This window comes from Tessaracoccus terricola, assembly GCF_054776555.1.
This window is the reverse complement of record NZ_BAAHBS010000005.1, coordinates 889,994-903,731: the sequence shown is the minus strand read 5'-3', so window position 1 is coordinate 903,731 and position 13,738 is coordinate 889,994. Positions and strand designations below refer to the sequence as shown.

At 71.5% G+C, this 13,738-nt stretch carries 14 protein-coding genes; 6 read left to right on the top strand and 8 right to left on the bottom strand.

Annotated features, from left to right (window positions below):
• Nucleotides 1-9 precede the first annotated feature (9 nt).
• From fdhD to ACYU7G_RS14075, 6 genes are all read right to left on the bottom strand, one after another.
• The gene (gene fdhD / locus ACYU7G_RS14100; RefSeq protein ID WP_461108887.1) at nucleotides 10-849 is read right to left on the bottom strand and encodes a formate dehydrogenase accessory sulfurtransferase FdhD; all 840 of its coding nucleotides are present in this window, start codon (nucleotides 847-849) and stop codon (nucleotides 10-12) included.
• A 9-nt stretch (nucleotides 850-858) separates the two neighbouring features.
• The gene (locus ACYU7G_RS14095; protein ID WP_461108885.1) at nucleotides 859-3,066 is read right to left on the bottom strand and encodes an FdhF/YdeP family oxidoreductase; all 2,208 of its coding nucleotides are present in this window, start codon (nucleotides 3,064-3,066) and stop codon (nucleotides 859-861) included.
• A gap of 10 nt (nucleotides 3,067-3,076) precedes the next feature.
• Nucleotides 3,077-4,234: a phage tail sheath family protein gene (locus ACYU7G_RS14090; protein ID WP_461108883.1), complete on the bottom strand. Its 1,158-nt coding sequence runs from the start codon at nucleotides 4,232-4,234 to the stop codon at nucleotides 3,077-3,079.
• 41 nt (nucleotides 4,235-4,275) lie between these two features.
• Nucleotides 4,276-5,151: an aldo/keto reductase gene (locus ACYU7G_RS14085; protein WP_461108881.1), complete on the bottom strand. Its 876-nt coding sequence runs from the start codon at nucleotides 5,149-5,151 to the stop codon at nucleotides 4,276-4,278.
• A 13-nt stretch (nucleotides 5,152-5,164) separates the two neighbouring features.
• Nucleotides 5,165-5,608: a YdeI/OmpD-associated family protein gene (locus ACYU7G_RS14080; protein WP_461108879.1), complete on the bottom strand. Its 444-nt coding sequence runs from the start codon at nucleotides 5,606-5,608 to the stop codon at nucleotides 5,165-5,167.
• A gap of 63 nt (nucleotides 5,609-5,671) precedes the next feature.
• On the bottom strand, nucleotides 5,672-6,766 hold the full coding sequence (locus ACYU7G_RS14075) for a serine hydrolase domain-containing protein (protein WP_461108877.1): 1,095 nt from the start codon (nucleotides 6,764-6,766) through the stop codon (nucleotides 5,672-5,674).
• A gap of 59 nt (nucleotides 6,767-6,825) precedes the next feature.
• Here ACYU7G_RS14075 and ACYU7G_RS14070 point away from each other — a divergent pair, with 59 nt between their 5' ends.
• From ACYU7G_RS14070 to nhaA, 4 genes are all read left to right on the top strand, one after another.
• Nucleotides 6,826-7,404, top strand: coding sequence for a YdeI/OmpD-associated family protein (locus tag ACYU7G_RS14070; protein WP_461108875.1), 579 nt, complete (start codon nucleotides 6,826-6,828; stop codon nucleotides 7,402-7,404).
• Nucleotides 7,401-7,868: a CinA family protein gene (locus ACYU7G_RS14065; RefSeq protein ID WP_461108873.1), complete on the top strand. Its 468-nt coding sequence runs from the start codon at nucleotides 7,401-7,403 to the stop codon at nucleotides 7,866-7,868. The genes ACYU7G_RS14070 and ACYU7G_RS14065 overlap by 4 nt, the downstream gene beginning before the upstream one ends.
• A gap of 43 nt (nucleotides 7,869-7,911) precedes the next feature.
• Nucleotides 7,912-8,079, top strand: coding sequence for a hypothetical protein (locus ACYU7G_RS14060; RefSeq protein WP_461108871.1), 168 nt, complete (start codon nucleotides 7,912-7,914; stop codon nucleotides 8,077-8,079).
• Nucleotides 8,080-8,148: 69 nt separating this feature from the next.
• Complete coding sequence (nhaA, locus tag ACYU7G_RS14055; RefSeq protein WP_461108869.1) at nucleotides 8,149-9,405, top strand: Na+/H+ antiporter NhaA; 1,257 nt, start codon at nucleotides 8,149-8,151, stop codon at nucleotides 9,403-9,405.
• A 37-nt stretch (nucleotides 9,406-9,442) separates the two neighbouring features.
• On the opposite strand, the gene ACYU7G_RS14050 is transcribed toward nhaA, so the two are convergent.
• Complete coding sequence (locus ACYU7G_RS14050; RefSeq protein WP_461108867.1) at nucleotides 9,443-9,952, bottom strand: hypothetical protein; 510 nt, start codon at nucleotides 9,950-9,952, stop codon at nucleotides 9,443-9,445.
• A 137-nt stretch (nucleotides 9,953-10,089) separates the two neighbouring features.
• On the opposite strand from ACYU7G_RS14050, the gene ACYU7G_RS14045 reads away from it, so the two are divergent.
• Entirely contained in the window at nucleotides 10,090-11,145 is a 1,056-nt protein-coding gene (locus ACYU7G_RS14045; RefSeq protein WP_461108865.1) for an NAD(P)/FAD-dependent oxidoreductase, read from the top strand.
• Entirely contained in the window at nucleotides 11,142-12,002 is an 861-nt protein-coding gene (locus ACYU7G_RS14040) for a sigma factor (protein ID WP_461108863.1), read from the top strand. Before ACYU7G_RS14045 ends, ACYU7G_RS14040 begins: the two co-directional genes overlap by 4 nt.
• A 12-nt stretch (nucleotides 12,003-12,014) precedes the next feature.
• Here ACYU7G_RS14040 and ACYU7G_RS14035 read toward each other — a convergent pair whose 3' ends face one another.
• Nucleotides 12,015-13,667 (bottom strand): ABC-F family ATP-binding cassette domain-containing protein, encoded by a 1,653-nt coding sequence (locus ACYU7G_RS14035; RefSeq protein WP_461108861.1) that lies wholly within the window; start codon nucleotides 13,665-13,667, stop codon nucleotides 12,015-12,017.
• Nucleotides 13,668-13,738 lie beyond the last annotated feature (71 nt).

Genomic DNA, 13,738 nt, shown 5'->3' with positions numbered 1-13,738 from the left:
CAGCGGCGCTCAGAGGTCCAAGCGTTCGGCCCCGGTGTAGGCGTTGAACCGCGGGGCACGGACGAATCCCAGCAGGGTCATCCCCGCGGCGGCGGCCATCTCCACTGCCAACGACGACGGCGCGGACACCGCCACCAACGCCGGCACCCCCGCCATCAGGGCCTTCTGGGTGAGTTCGAAGCTGGCCCTGCCGGAGACCACCAGCATGTGTCCCCGCGCCGGCAGCAGCCCCTGCAGCAGCGCCCAGCCCAGCACCTTGTCGACGGCGTTGTGCCGGCCGACGTCTTCTGCCGCGCGCAGCAGTTCGCCGTCGGCGGTGAACAGCCCGGCCGCGTGCAGCCCGCCGGTGCGGTCGAAGGCCTTCTGCTGTTCGCGCAGCGCGTCAGGCAGGCCGACGAGCACCCTCGGGTCCAGGCGCACGTCGTCGTCGGCCACGGGCCAGCGGGCCTGCTGCTCGATGGCGTCGATGCTCGCCTTGCCGCAGACCCCGCAGGAGGAGGTGGTGTAGAAGTTTCGGGTGGGGTCCACCGACGGGGCGGGCACGCCGGGCGCGAGGGCCACGTCGAGCACGTTGTAGGTGTTCTGCGGCACGCCGGTCTCGTCCGCCACCACGGACCCGGCGCAGTATCGGGCGGTGACGACGTCCTCGGGCGAGCCGATCACACCCTCCCCCAGGAGGAAGCCGTGGGCCAGGTGGACGTCGTCACCGGGGGTCCGCATCGTCACGGCGAGGGGTGAGCCGTTCAGCCGGATCTCGAGCGGCTCCTCGGCGATCAGCACGTCGGGGCGGCGTGTGGCCTCGATCGTCGCCCCCACCACCACCCGGGTCACCGGGCGCGGAATCGTCACCCGCCGCACTCAGGCCGCCGCCTCGCGCTCGAGGCGGATGATGACGGACTTCGACGTGGGCGTGCCGGAGACCTCGGCCACCGAGTCCAGCGGGACGAGCACGTTGGTCTCCGGGAAGTAGGCGGCGGCGCAGCCGCGGGCCGTGTCGTAGGAAACCACCCGGAACCCGGGCGCGCGGCGTTCCCCGGAGGAGTGCACCGAGACCAGCGTGACGTGCTCGCCGTCGGCGATGCCGAGTTCGGCCAGGTCCACCGGGTTGACGAACACGACCCGCCGGCCGCCCTTGATGCCGCGGTAGCGGTCGTCAAGGCCGTAGACGGTGGTGTTGTACTGGTCGTGGCTGCGGACGGTCTGCAGGATCAGGTGGCCGGGTGGTGTCCGCAGCACCGTGAGCGGGTTCACGGTGAAGTGGGCCTTGCCCGAGGCCGTGGTGAAGCGCCGCTCGCGGGGGCCGTTGGGGAGGGCGAAGCCACCGGGGGCCTTTATGCGTTCGTTGTAGTCCTCGAAGCCGGGGATGACTTCCTCGATCTTGTCCCGGATGAGGGCGTAGTCGCCGCGGAAGTCGTCCCAGTATGCGTCGCCGAAGACCCGCCGACCGAGTTCGGTGACGATGGCCACCTCCGAGAGCACGCCGTCGAAGCGGCGGCGGCCGCGGGAGGCGTGCACCATGCCCATGGAGTCCTCGACGGTGACGTCCTGGGGACCGGTGGCCTGCGGGTCGGCGTCCGTGCGGCCGAGGGTGGGCAGGATGAGCGCCTCCTCGCCGGTGAAGGCGTGAGAGCCGTTCAGCTTGGTGGAGACCTGCACGGTTAGGTCCACGTTGGCCAGGGCTTCCTCCGTGACGACGGAGTCCGGGGTGGCGCGCACGAAGTTGCCGCCCATCCCCATGAAGAACCGCACCCGCCCGTCGCGCATGGCTCGGATGGACTCGACGACGTCGTAGCCGTGCTCGGTGGGGGCCTCGAAGTCGAATGCCGCGGAGAGCCGGTCGGTGAACTCCCGCGGCGGCTTCTCGTAGATGCCGACGGTACGGTCGCCCTGCACGTTCGAGTGGCCGCGCACGGGGCACGCGCCGGCACCCGGGCGGCCCATGTTGCCGCGCAGCAGCAGGAAGTTGACGATCTCCTTGATGGTGGGCACGGAGTTCTTGTGCTGCGTGAGCCCCATGGCCCAGCACACGATGGCGGAGCGGGACTCGCACACCATGTCCGCCACCCGCTCGATCTGGCTCCACGGCATCCCGGTGGCGAACTCGGTCTCTGCCCGGTCCACCACGAGGGCGGCGGCGTACTCGTCGAACCCGGCGCAGTACCGGGAGATGAAGTCGTGGTCGATGGCGTCGCGGTCGATGAGGATGCGGTTGAGGGCCCGGAAGAGGGCGAGGTCCCCGTTGACGCGGATCTGGCAGAACTCGTCGGCCAACGGCACCCCACCGGTGACGGCCTTGACGGTCTGGGGGTTCTTGAAGTTGATCAGCCCGGCCTCGGGCAGCGGGTTGATTGCAATGATCCTGCCGCCGCCCGCCTTCTGCTTCTCGAGCGCGGTGAGCATGCGGGGGTGGTTGGTGCCGGGGTTCTGGCCGTTGATCAGCAGCAGGTCGGTGGTCTCGACGTCGTTGAGGGTGACCGTGCCCTTGCCGATGCCGATGGTCTCGGTGAGGGCGCTGCCGGAGGACTCGTGGCACATGTTGGAGCAGTCGGGCAGGTTGTTGGTGCCGAGTCGCCGCACGAGGAGTTGGTACAGGAACGCCGCCTCGTTGCTGGTGCGGCCGGAGGTGTAGAAGACGGCCTCGTCGGGCTCCACCCGCTTCAGTTTGGCCGCGATCAGGTCCAGCGCGAACTCCCACGTGACGGGTTCGTAGGTGGCCGACCCCTTGCGCAGGTACATGGGGGTGGTGAGACGTCCCTGCCGGCCCAGCCAGTGGTCGGTGCGACCCCGCAGGTCTGCGACGTCGTGCTCGGCGAAGAAGTCAGGGCCGCAGCGTCGGGGGGTGGTCTCCTCCGCGACGGCCTTGGCACCGTTCTCGCAGAACTCGGCGACGTGGCGGTGGTCGGGGTCCGGCCAGGCGCAGCCGGGGCAGTCGAACCCGTCGGTCTGGTTGACCTTGAGCAGCGGCAGCAGCGCACCTTCGCGGACCGCGAACCCCATGGCGTGGAGCACGCCGGGGATACCGGCGGCACTCGTCTTCGCAGGGCCGACCTTCAGCTTGTCCTCCATGGCCGGAAGGCTACCCTTCTTCCCGCCTTCGCAGGCCCATCGAGGGCGACGCGACGGCGGCCTCGGGCGCGTCCGCGACGGCGGCCCGGTCCGCCCTGCGCAGTTCGATGTCCAGGACCTGGAATTCTGCGGGCCGCAGCGGTGAGAAACCGACGACGACGTGGACGCGCCCGGCCTCGAGGTCGGTGGCCGTGATGGTGTCGGCGTCGCAGCTGACGAAGTACGCCTCGTCGGCCGACCGGCCCTGGAAGGCGCCGGCCCGGAAGAGTCCGTCGAGGAACCCGGCGGTCTCCCCCCGCAGCCGCGCCCACAGCGCCGGGGCGTTGTCCTCGTCCACGTGCCAGTGCAGGCCCTGCCGGAGGCTCGACTCGATGTGCAGGGCCAGCCGCCGCACCGGGAGGTACTTCCACTCGCTGCCCAGTTCGTCCCGGCCCGCCATGGTGCGGGCTCCCCAGCTGACGGGCCCGCCCCGGTGGTTCATGACGGAGTTCACGCCGAGTTGGTTGAGCAGGCTCACGTCCTGCTGGGTCAGTTCGAGGGCCGTGCGGACCCCCACCAGTTCCGCGCGCAGCCCGGCCGGGGCGCTCCAGACCCCGCGTTCCCGATCGGTGCGGGCGATCATGCCCGCGACGGCGCCGGCCGCCCCGGTCCCGGTCCCCTCCGGCGGCCGCAGCAGCCGCGGGAACCAGACCGCGGCGTCCGGGCTGTCGAGAGGGTTGGCCCGGACCCAGGCCGCCATGGCGGCGGCGTCACGGAGCCAGGGCGGCGGGTCCAGCAACCAGATGGCGCGCCGCTGCGTGCACAACCGGATCGCGTCCTGCGCGAAGGCCACCAGGTTCGGGGTGTGCGCCGCGGCGTCGGGCTCGTCAAGGGTGGCGGCGGCGGGCACACACAGCAGGTCGAACCCGACGGCGCCAAGCGTTTCGAGCGCCCCCTGCAGCGCCTGCAGCAGGGTGGCGCCGGGTTCGGGATCGGCGCGCCCCACCCACGCGTGCTCGCCCCCGTTCTCGAAGAACTGCGCGACGGCGATACCGGCCGTGCTGTGCTCGAGGGGCCCGAACACCTCCTCGAACTCGTCGGTGCCGCTGATTTGCACGGCTTCACCCACCGGTCCGGTCCCGAACCGGTCGATGAATGCTGCCACCCCTGAGGGGGCCTGCCGGATCATGCCCCCATTCAACGCCTCATGGCGTGGTTTGGCCAGAGGTGTCAGTCATTGGCGCTGGCGGGCGGTGGGCCGAGACGCTCCACCTCGTCGAAGAACTCCTCCGGTACGTCGGTGGCCACCAGGCCGGCCAGCTGCTCGAGGCGCTGCAGGGTGGAAACGCCCACGACGGTGGTGTCCACGAGCGGGCTGCGGGTCGAGAACTGCACCGCCGCCGCGGCCAGGTCCACGCCCATCCCGTCTGCGAGGGAGCGCACCCGTTCGACGTGGGCGGCGAAGTCCGCCGGCATCTCGCGGTAGCCGTAGCTGGACTGGCCGTTGGCGAGGGTGCCGCCACCGAACGGGGCGGCGTTGAACACGGTCATGCCCAGTTCCCGGGCCCGCCGGAAGGTGGGCTCCGCGATCCGGTCCACGAGGGTGAAGCGGTTGTGGCAGAGCACGGCGTCGAACAGCCCCGTGGCCACGTACTGGTCGGTCTGGGCGATCGGCCCCGTGGCGATTCCGATGGCGCCGATCACGCCCTCCTCCCGCAGCCGCACCAGCGCCGGGACGCCGCCGTCGGGCGCCATGGCCTCGTCGAACGTGACGCTGAACGGGTCGTGGAAGAAGTAGATCGGCAGCCGGTGCAGGCCCAACCTGTCCAGGGACTCCTCCAGGGAGCGCCGCACCCGTTCACCGTCGAACACCCCCGCCTCGGTGCGGTCCGCCTTGGAGTAGACGAGCTTGCCCTCCGGCAGGCCCCCGAGTCGGCGGATGGCGTCACCGATGAGTTGCTCGCTGCGGCCGGCGGCGTAGTTGTTGCTGGTGTCGACGTTGCCCAGGGGGGACGCGACCATGGCGTCGGCCAGGGCCTCGCCGTCGTCGCGCTTGCCGAGGTGGGAGGCGCCGAGGGTGATGGGCGTGGTGGCAACGGGTTGCATGGGTCCTTCCGGGTCAGTTGGTGAGGGATTCGAGGACCTTGGCGACGCGCCGGTCCCGGGTGGTCTCGGTCTTGGCCTCGTTGATCGAGAGCGCGTGGGCCTTCTGCTTGCTGTAGGACAGCGCGGCCCAGGCTGCGGCAGTCCCGGGATGCTTCTCGAACGCGACGGCGAGGACGGGCGGGACCTCCACCACGCGTGGGGCGTCGTCCACCTCCAGGGTGACCTCCACCTCGTCGTCGGCTCCCCTGCCGGTGGCGGCGCGCGTCTCGGCGTTGAACGAGATCCAGTACTGGCCGCCCATGAACGCGGTGGTGTTGCGGTAGGAGTAGCCGCCGTCGATGGTCACGACGACGGGGACGCGCTTGCCCCTGCCGAAGGACTCGACCACTTCGTCGGGTACGAGGATCCCGACGTTGTTGCCTCCGGCTGCCTGCAGGGTGGTATTGAAACTGACCATGGTCTGACTCCTTCGTCGGGCACCCACACTAGTGGGACCGCGGGCTCCCGGCCGCGGGCCGGCTCAGCGCAGCAGCTGCCAGAGCTGCTCGAACGCCTTCGCGGTGCCGGGCGCCTCGTAGGACTGGGGTGTGAACAGCGCCGCGGACTTCCCGGTGAGTGGGTTGGTGTAGCCGATGGTGCCGAGGCCGCCGGACCAGCCGACGGAACCGTCGGGCCGGGTCTCCACCTGGAACCCGTAGCCACAGCCCGGTTCGAGGAACCCGGCCGCCGAGTCCCGCTGGGCGGGGGTCAGCTGGTCGGTGGCCATCTGGATGGCGGAGCCGCGGCTGATCACCGGGCGCCCCTCGGCAAGGACCGGCAGGAACTCCAGGTAGTCGGCCACCGTGGAGACCAGTCCGCAGGCGAGGGACTCGAACGCCGGGGCGCGCGTGAAGACCTCGCCGGGGTGGGTCAGGGGCTCCAGGTTGCCGGCTGCGTCGGCACCGTAGCCGGTGGGCATGCGCTCGGGGTCACCCACGAAGCCGGTGTCGGGGATACCGAGCGGGCCGGTCACGTGCTCGGCGAGCAGTTCCGAGACGGCGGCTCCGGTGGCCCGGGCGAGGAGGACCCCGAGCACGTCACTGCTGTTGTGGTAGCGCCAGTGCTGCCCGGGTTGGCCGGCCAGTGGCAGTTGGCCGAGGCGACGCAGGTACTCGTCGGGGCTCATCGGGGGCGGGTACGGCCCTGGCGAGACCTGCTGTTCTGCCATCGCCTCGGCCAACGGCCCGGTCTCCATCCAGCCGAAGCCGGCGGTCATGGTGAGCAGGTGGCGCAGCGTGATGGGGCGCTCGGCCACCACCACCTCGTCGAGGGGTCCGTCCGGCCGGGCCAGCACGCGGGGGTGCGCGAGTTCCGGTAGGTGCTCGTCCACGGGTTCGTCGAGCGCCAGCACCCCGAGTTCCACGAGCCGCATCGCCAGCACCCCGCCGATCGGCTTGGTGTTCGAGGTGAGCGGGAACTGGGCGTCCGGAGGCATGGCGGGTCCGCCGAGTGCGCGCGTCCCGCCGGCCACCACGCTGCTGGTATCCCCCTCACGGACGCCGAGGACGTAGCCCACCAGCCTCCCGTCCGCCACGAGGCTGTCGAGGGCTTCACGGACGGCATCGGTTCCGGTCATGGCCCAACCCTATGCGCGCCACGGGCACGAACGGACCCGTCATGCCTCAGGATTGACCAATGACCGATCCGAGCGAGCCCGAGGTGTTGGTGGTGGCGGACGTGGCCGCCTGGCGTGAGTGGCTGGACGAGCACGAGGCCACCTCAGACGGCGGCTGGTTGCTCCTGGCCAAGAAGGGAACCACGTCGCCGACGTCGCTGACCTACGCACAGGCGCTCCAGGAGGCGCTGTGCAGCGGCTGGATCGACGGGCAATCGAAGCGGGTCGACGACGCCACCTACCGGCAGCGGTTCACCCCGCGCCGCAAGCGCTCCATCTGGTCGCTGCGCAACGTCGAGCACGTCGAACGCCTGGTCACCGAGGGGCGGATGCGGCCCCGCGGGCAGGCCGAGATCCAGCGGGCCAAGGACGACGGGCGCTGGGAGCGGGCCTACCCCGGGCCGGCCGACGCGGTGGTGCCGGACGACCTCCGGCAGGCGTTGGCGGCCGCGCCCGCAGCGGCGGAGCGGTTCGATTCGTTGAAGGGGCAGGAACGCTACGCGGTGCTGCACCAGGTGCTGACCGCCCCGAACGAGACCGTCCGGGCACGCCGGATCGCGAAGTGGGTCGACAAGCTGGCAGGACAGGAGCGGACATGAGTGAGCGACCGGTCGCAGAGCGGTACGCCGCGGGGATCGCGCACGTGGCAGAGGTGAAGGACCTGACCGTCGCGGTGGCCGAGTCCCTGACCTCGGGCGCCATCGCCTCGGCGCTCGGGGCGGCACCGGAGGCCTCGGTCTGGTTCCGCGGCGGCGTCGTGGCCTACTCCCCGCACGTGAAGTTCGAGGTCCTCGGCGTGAGCCCCGGGCCGGTGGTCACGGCGGAATGCGCGCAACAGATGGCCCGCGGCGTGCGGGAACTGCTGGGCGCGGACTGGGCCGTGGCCGTCACCGGTGCGGGCGGCCCCGGCACCGAGGAGGGCCAGCCGCCGGGGACGGTGTACTTCGCCGTCGCCGGCCCGGAGGGCGTGGACGTGCAGCATCGTCTGTTGCACGGCGAGCCGGGTGACGTCGTCGCGGAGACGGTCGAGCGGGCGCTCGAGATGCTGCTCGACAGGCTGTAGGGCAGGTGGCGGCGGGGCGCCCCGATGCGTCTAGACTCTTGGCGTGTCCACCGTCGTCGTACCCCAGCGCCCCCACCGGGCACTGGTCTGCGCAGCCACGCTGCGCCCGTTCCTCAGGACTGGGCGCCACCCGGGCACGAACGGCTGGGACAGTTCCTGGGGTACCAACGCCCACGGCGAGATCGCAGGCTGCCCGCCGCCGGCACGCTGAACCGCACCCCACCGCAACGGATCGGGGTGCGCACCGCCTGCCCACCGCCAGACTCCCGAGAGCGACCGCATGTCCCAGCCCACCCGCAAGTCCTTCCGCATCCTGCCCCACGAACTCTGGCGCGGCATCCACGCCACGGCCCGCAGCGACGTGTTCGGCGGCGTCCTACTGCTCGCGGCTGCCGTCGGCGCCCTCGTGCTCGCCAACTCCCCAGCCGCCGACTGGTACACCGCCGTGCGCGACTTCCGGGTGGGCCCGGCGGGACTGCACCTCGACCTGAGCATCGGCACCTGGGCCGCTGACGGCTTGCTGGCGATCTTCTTCTTCGTTGTCGGCCTCGAACTCAAGGAGGAGTTCGTCGACGGCAAGTTGCGTGACCCCCGCAAGGCCGCCCTGCCGATCGCGGCGGCCGTGGGCGGCGTCGTCGTCCCCGCCCTGATCTTCCTGGCCGTCAACTCCGCGTCCGGCCCGGAAGCCCTGCGCGGCTGGGCCATCCCGACAGCGACAGACATCGCGTTCGCGGTGGCGGTCCTGGCAGTGGTGGGCCGGTTCCTCCCCCCTGCCCTGCGGGTGTTCCTGCTGACGCTGGCCATCGTCGACGACCTCATCGCCATCACCATCATCGCCGTCGCCTACACCGAGAGCATCTCGCTCCAGTGGCTGCTGCTGGCCCTGGTCCCCTTGTTGTTGTTCGCCCTCGTTGTGCAGCGCGGGGTGCGGGCGTGGTGGCTGCTGGTCCCACTGGCTGTTCTCACGTGGGCCCTGGTGCACGCCTCAGGTGTGCACGCGACGGTGGCCGGCGTGCTGCTGGGATTCACCGTCCCGGTGATGGCGACGCCCCGGGCCCGGGTCAGCGTCGGCGAGGATCGCGACGGGACGCCGCTGTTCGAGGGGCTGGCGGCGCACTTCGCCGACCGGTGGGGTCTGGTGGCCACGGTGTTCGCCGTTCCGGTGTTCGCCTTCTTCTCAGCCGGTGTCCCGCTCGGCGGGGTCGACGGGCTGGTCTCCGCGATGTCGGACCCCGTCACGCTGGGCATCATGGCGGGGCTCGTCCTCGGCAAGCCGATCGGAATCCTGGGGGTGACCTTCGTGCTCACCCGGTTCAGGTCCCTGGGCCTGGACCCGAGCCTGCGTTGGCCGGACCTGGTCGGGATGTCGTTCGTCGCCGGCATCGGATTCACCGTCTCCCTGCTCGTGGGCGAACTGGCATTCGAGGGGACCGAGGTGGCTCTGGAGCACGTGAAGGTGGGCGTACTCGGGGGGTCCTTGGTGGCTGCCGTGATCGGTGGTGTCCTGCTCGGTGTCCGCAACAAGGCGGCCCGGTAGGTCAGCGATGGGCCGACGGGCTGATCCGCTCGGTCGCCTACGAGCGGTCACCTCGCGGACGTCGGTACTCTATGCCCGCGAGGGCCGCGGCCACGCCGACGGTGAGCACGACGGCCCACAGCACCCGGTCCCCGGCCGCGCGCTGCTGCTGCCGTACGGGTGGCATGGTCGCGGCGCGCAGCTGGTCGAGGGCGAGGCTGATGGAAACGAGGTCCCCGGGCCGGTAGTCCGCCACGGCTGCGTCGACCGCCTCCCGCCAGCGCACGAGTTCCTCCTCACCGCGATCAGTGATCGCCCGCAGGTACGAAGCACGTTCGTCCAGCGCCTCGGCGTCCCCATCGGTGAAGGCCAGGCTCTGCTGGCCGAGGGCCTCGTCCAGCGCGGCTTGCGTGGCCAGCTCGATGTTGTAGTGGGCCGCCTCCAGCAGGTTCAGCTCACCGCGTGCCGCCACCTGCTGCCGCTGGCTCACCACCGCGATGGTTCCGCCCACGGCCAGCACCACCAGGACGACGACCAGCCAGCGCCCCTTCGTCACGATCGCGTACACCTGTCCCCCAATCGAAGATTGCGCTCATTCAACCGCACGACGCGTTCATCCAGATCCTGCGGTGAGTCACAGATCCCGAGCGTGCGGTGTCCCAACAGTGAAGGGCGCCCACAGGGGGCGGCCGGGAAGGCAGGGACATGTCCATCACCGTGCTCGGGGCAGGCTATGCAGGGATCATGGCAGCCAACCGGCTGGCCGGGAACGGGGAACAGGTGACGCTCGTCACACCGCGGGCGAGGTTCGTGGAGCGGATCCGGCTGCACGCCGTCGCGAGCGGGGCGCGGCCCTCCGCGGGCCACGACCTCGCGTCCGTCCTGAACCCGGCGGTGGATGTGGTGCTGGACACCGCCGTGCGGATCGACGACGGGTCCGTCCGGCTTGCCTCCGGCGTCCGGCACCGGTTCGGGACCCTGGTGTTCGCAGTCGGGTCCGGGGCGCCGTCGGGCTCCCCGGCCCACCGGGTCACCACGGAGGAGGGGGCCGAGCGGCTGCGGGAGGCGCTGCGACGGGAGCCGCGAGCCCCCGTGACCGTCGTGGGGGCGGGGCTTACCGGGGTGGAGATCGCTGCCGCACTGAGGGCCGCGGGGCGCACGGTCCGGGTGGTGACGCGCACGAGCCCGGAGCGCCGGGCGGGCCGCGCCCACCTGGAAGCGCTGCGGCGTGGCGGAGTCGAGACCAGCTTCGGCGATTGGGAGGGCTCCGGGGACGCGTCGATCGTCGTCGACGCCACTGGTTTCACAGTCCCGCCGCTGGCCGCGGACTCCGGGTTGCCCGTCGACGCGCTCGGGCGGCTGCTGGTGGACAGGACGCTGCAGGTTCCGGGCCGTCCCGACGTGTACGGCGCCGGGGACGCAGTCAGCATCGCAGCCGAGGGCTACGAGCACCTGCGGGCCGCATGTGCGACGGCCATGCCGATGGGAGCCCATGTGGCCGACGTCATCCTCGCGCGCCGCCGGGGTGCGTCCGCGCCGGAGTTCGGGATGGGCTACGTGCTCCAGTGCGTGGACCTGGGAGGTGGCCGGGGGCACGTGCAGTTCGTCCACCACGACGACAGGGAGCGTCGCTTCGCCCTGACGGGCGCCGCAGGGGGCATGCTGAAGGAGGCGGTCTGCAGGTTGACGATGCGTTGGCTGCAGCAGGAACGGAACCGGGCCGGGAGCTACACCTGGCCGGCGGCGGGAGGACTCGGGTGAGTGACGGTGACCACGGCGTGCTGTTCACGGCGCACCGCCCCACCATGCTGTCCGCCGCATTCCACATCACCGGTTCCCGGGACGACGCGGAGGACGTGGTTCAGGACGCGTGGGAGCGGTGGGCCCGGGTGGACCTGGCCGAGGTGGCCAACCCGCGGGGCTTCCTGTCGGTGATGGCCTCCCGGCTGGCCCTCAACGCGGTGCGCTCGCAGCGTCGCCGCCGGGAGACCTACCTGGGGCCCTGGGTGCCGGAACCGGTGGTGGACGACGGCTCCCCCGAGTGGGAGGTGCTGCAGCGCGAGGGGTTGGGCCAGGCCCTCGATTTCGCCCTGTCCACCCTCACCCCCGAGCAAGCCACCGCATACGTGCTGCGCAAGGTGCTCGACGTCGACTACACCGGCATCGGCGACGTCCTGGACCGGACGCCGGAGGCCGCAAGGAAGCTGGTCTCCCGCGCCCAGCAGGAGGTGACGCGGGCGATCGGTGAGACCGCGCCGGACCAGTCGACGCGCGACTCCGAGGCGCTGACGGCGCTCACCGAGGCCGTCGCGACGGGCGAGGTGGAGCAGGTAGTGGCGCTGCTGTCCCCCGAGGCCGTGCTGTACTCCGACGGCGGCGGCCGGGCCAAGGCGGCCCTGCACCCGATCACCGGGCCGGAGAAGGTGGCCCGCTTCCTGTTGGGCATCGCATCGACCCCGAACACGCGGCTGGAGCCGGCGAGAATCAGCGGCGCGGCGGGCATCGTCGCCTACGAGAACGACGTCCTGACCACCACCGCGACCCTCCGGACCGGGCCCGCAGGGATCACGGCGCTCTACTTCGTCCGCAACCCGGCCAAGCTCCCGGCCCCTGTCTGAGCGGGGCCCTGCTCAGAGCTCGGCGACGCGACCCTCGGTGACATGCCAACGACGGTCCACCCGGACCGCCTCCAGCATGCGCCTGTCGTGCGTGACCAGCAGGAGGGCGCCGTCGTAGCCCTCGAGCGCCTGCTCCAGTTGTTCGATGGCCTCCAGGTCCAGGTGGTTGGTGGGCTCGTCGAGGACCAGGACGTTCACCCCTCGGGTCTGCAGCAGCGCCAGGCCGGCGCGGGTGCGTTCGCCGGGCGAGAGCTGGTCCACGGGGCGGGTCACGTGGTCCGCGCGGAGGCCGAACTTCGCCAGCAGGGTGCGGACGTCACCGGAGGCCAGTTCGGGAACGAGTGCCTCGAATGCCTCCGCCAACGGCTGGCTTCCTGCCAGCAGGGCGCGGGCCTGGTCGATCTCGCCGATCTGGACGCTGGCGCCCAGGCTGGCGGTCCCCTCGTCCACGGCCTGCCGGCCGAGCAGGGCACGCAGCAGGGTGGACTTGCCCGCCCCGTTGGGGCCTGTGATGCCGATGCGCTCACCGGCGTTGACCTGCAGCGAGACGGGGCCGAGCGTGAAGGAGCCCTGCCTCACGACGGCGGCGGCCAGCGTGGCCACGACGGTGCTGGAGCGGGGTGCTGCACCGATGCTGAACTCGAGCCGCCACTCCTTGCGGGGCTCCTCCACCTCCTCGAGGCGGGCGATGCGGCTCTCCATCTGGCGGACCTTCTGGGCCTGCTTCTCGCTGGACTCGGTGGCGGCGCGGCGGCGGATCTTGTCGTTGTCGGGTGCCTTGCGGATGGCGTTGCGCACACCCTGGCTGGACCACTCGCGCTGGGTGCGGGCACGGGCGACGAGGTCGGCTTTCTGCTCGGCGAACTCCTCGTACTTCTCGCGCGCCTGTCGGCGCAGCGTGGCGCGCTCCTCGAGGTAGGCGTCGTAGCCGCCGCCGTAGATGCGGTTGGAGTTCTGGGCCAGGTCGAGTTCCAGCACCCGCGTCACGCAGCGTGCCAGGAACTCGCGGTCGTGGCTGACGAGCACCACCCCGCCGCGCAGGCCGGTGACGAACGCCTCGAGCCGTTCGAGCCCGTCGAGGTCGAGGTCGTTGGTGGGCTCGTCGAGCAGGACGACGTCGAAGCGCGAGAGCAGCAGCGCCGCCAGCCCCACCCGCGCCGCCTGCCCTCCGGAGAGGGCGGTCATCAGCACGGTGCCGGGTTCCGGCCCGAGTTCCAGGCCGAGGTCGGCCAGCATCGCCGGGATCCGCTCGTCGAGGTCCGGTGCCCCGCTTGCGAGCCAGCGTTCGAGGGCGACGGAGTACGCGTCGGCGGCCGCGTCCCCGGCCGCGGGATCCGCGAGGGCAGCAGCGGTGGCGTCCATGGCAGCGGTGGCATCCGAGCACCCCGTCCGCCGCGCGAGGTACTGCGCCACGGTCTCCCCCGGCACGCGTTCGTGCTCCTGCGGCAGCCACCCGACGAACGCGTCGGCCGGGGACATCGACACCTGGCCCGCCTGCGGCTCGAGGACACCCGCCAGCAGCTTCAGGAGCGTCGACTTGCCGGCCCCGTTGGCACCCACCACGCCGATCACGTCACCGGGCGCGACGGTGAGGTCCAGCGAGTCGAACAGCGTGCGGTGCCCGTACCCGCCCGCCAGGCCCGAGGCGACGAGGGTGGCCGTCATCGTGACTTGGGCTGACTCATGGGAGGGACGCTGGATTTCACTTGCGTGATGCTACCCGGACTGACCCTCCC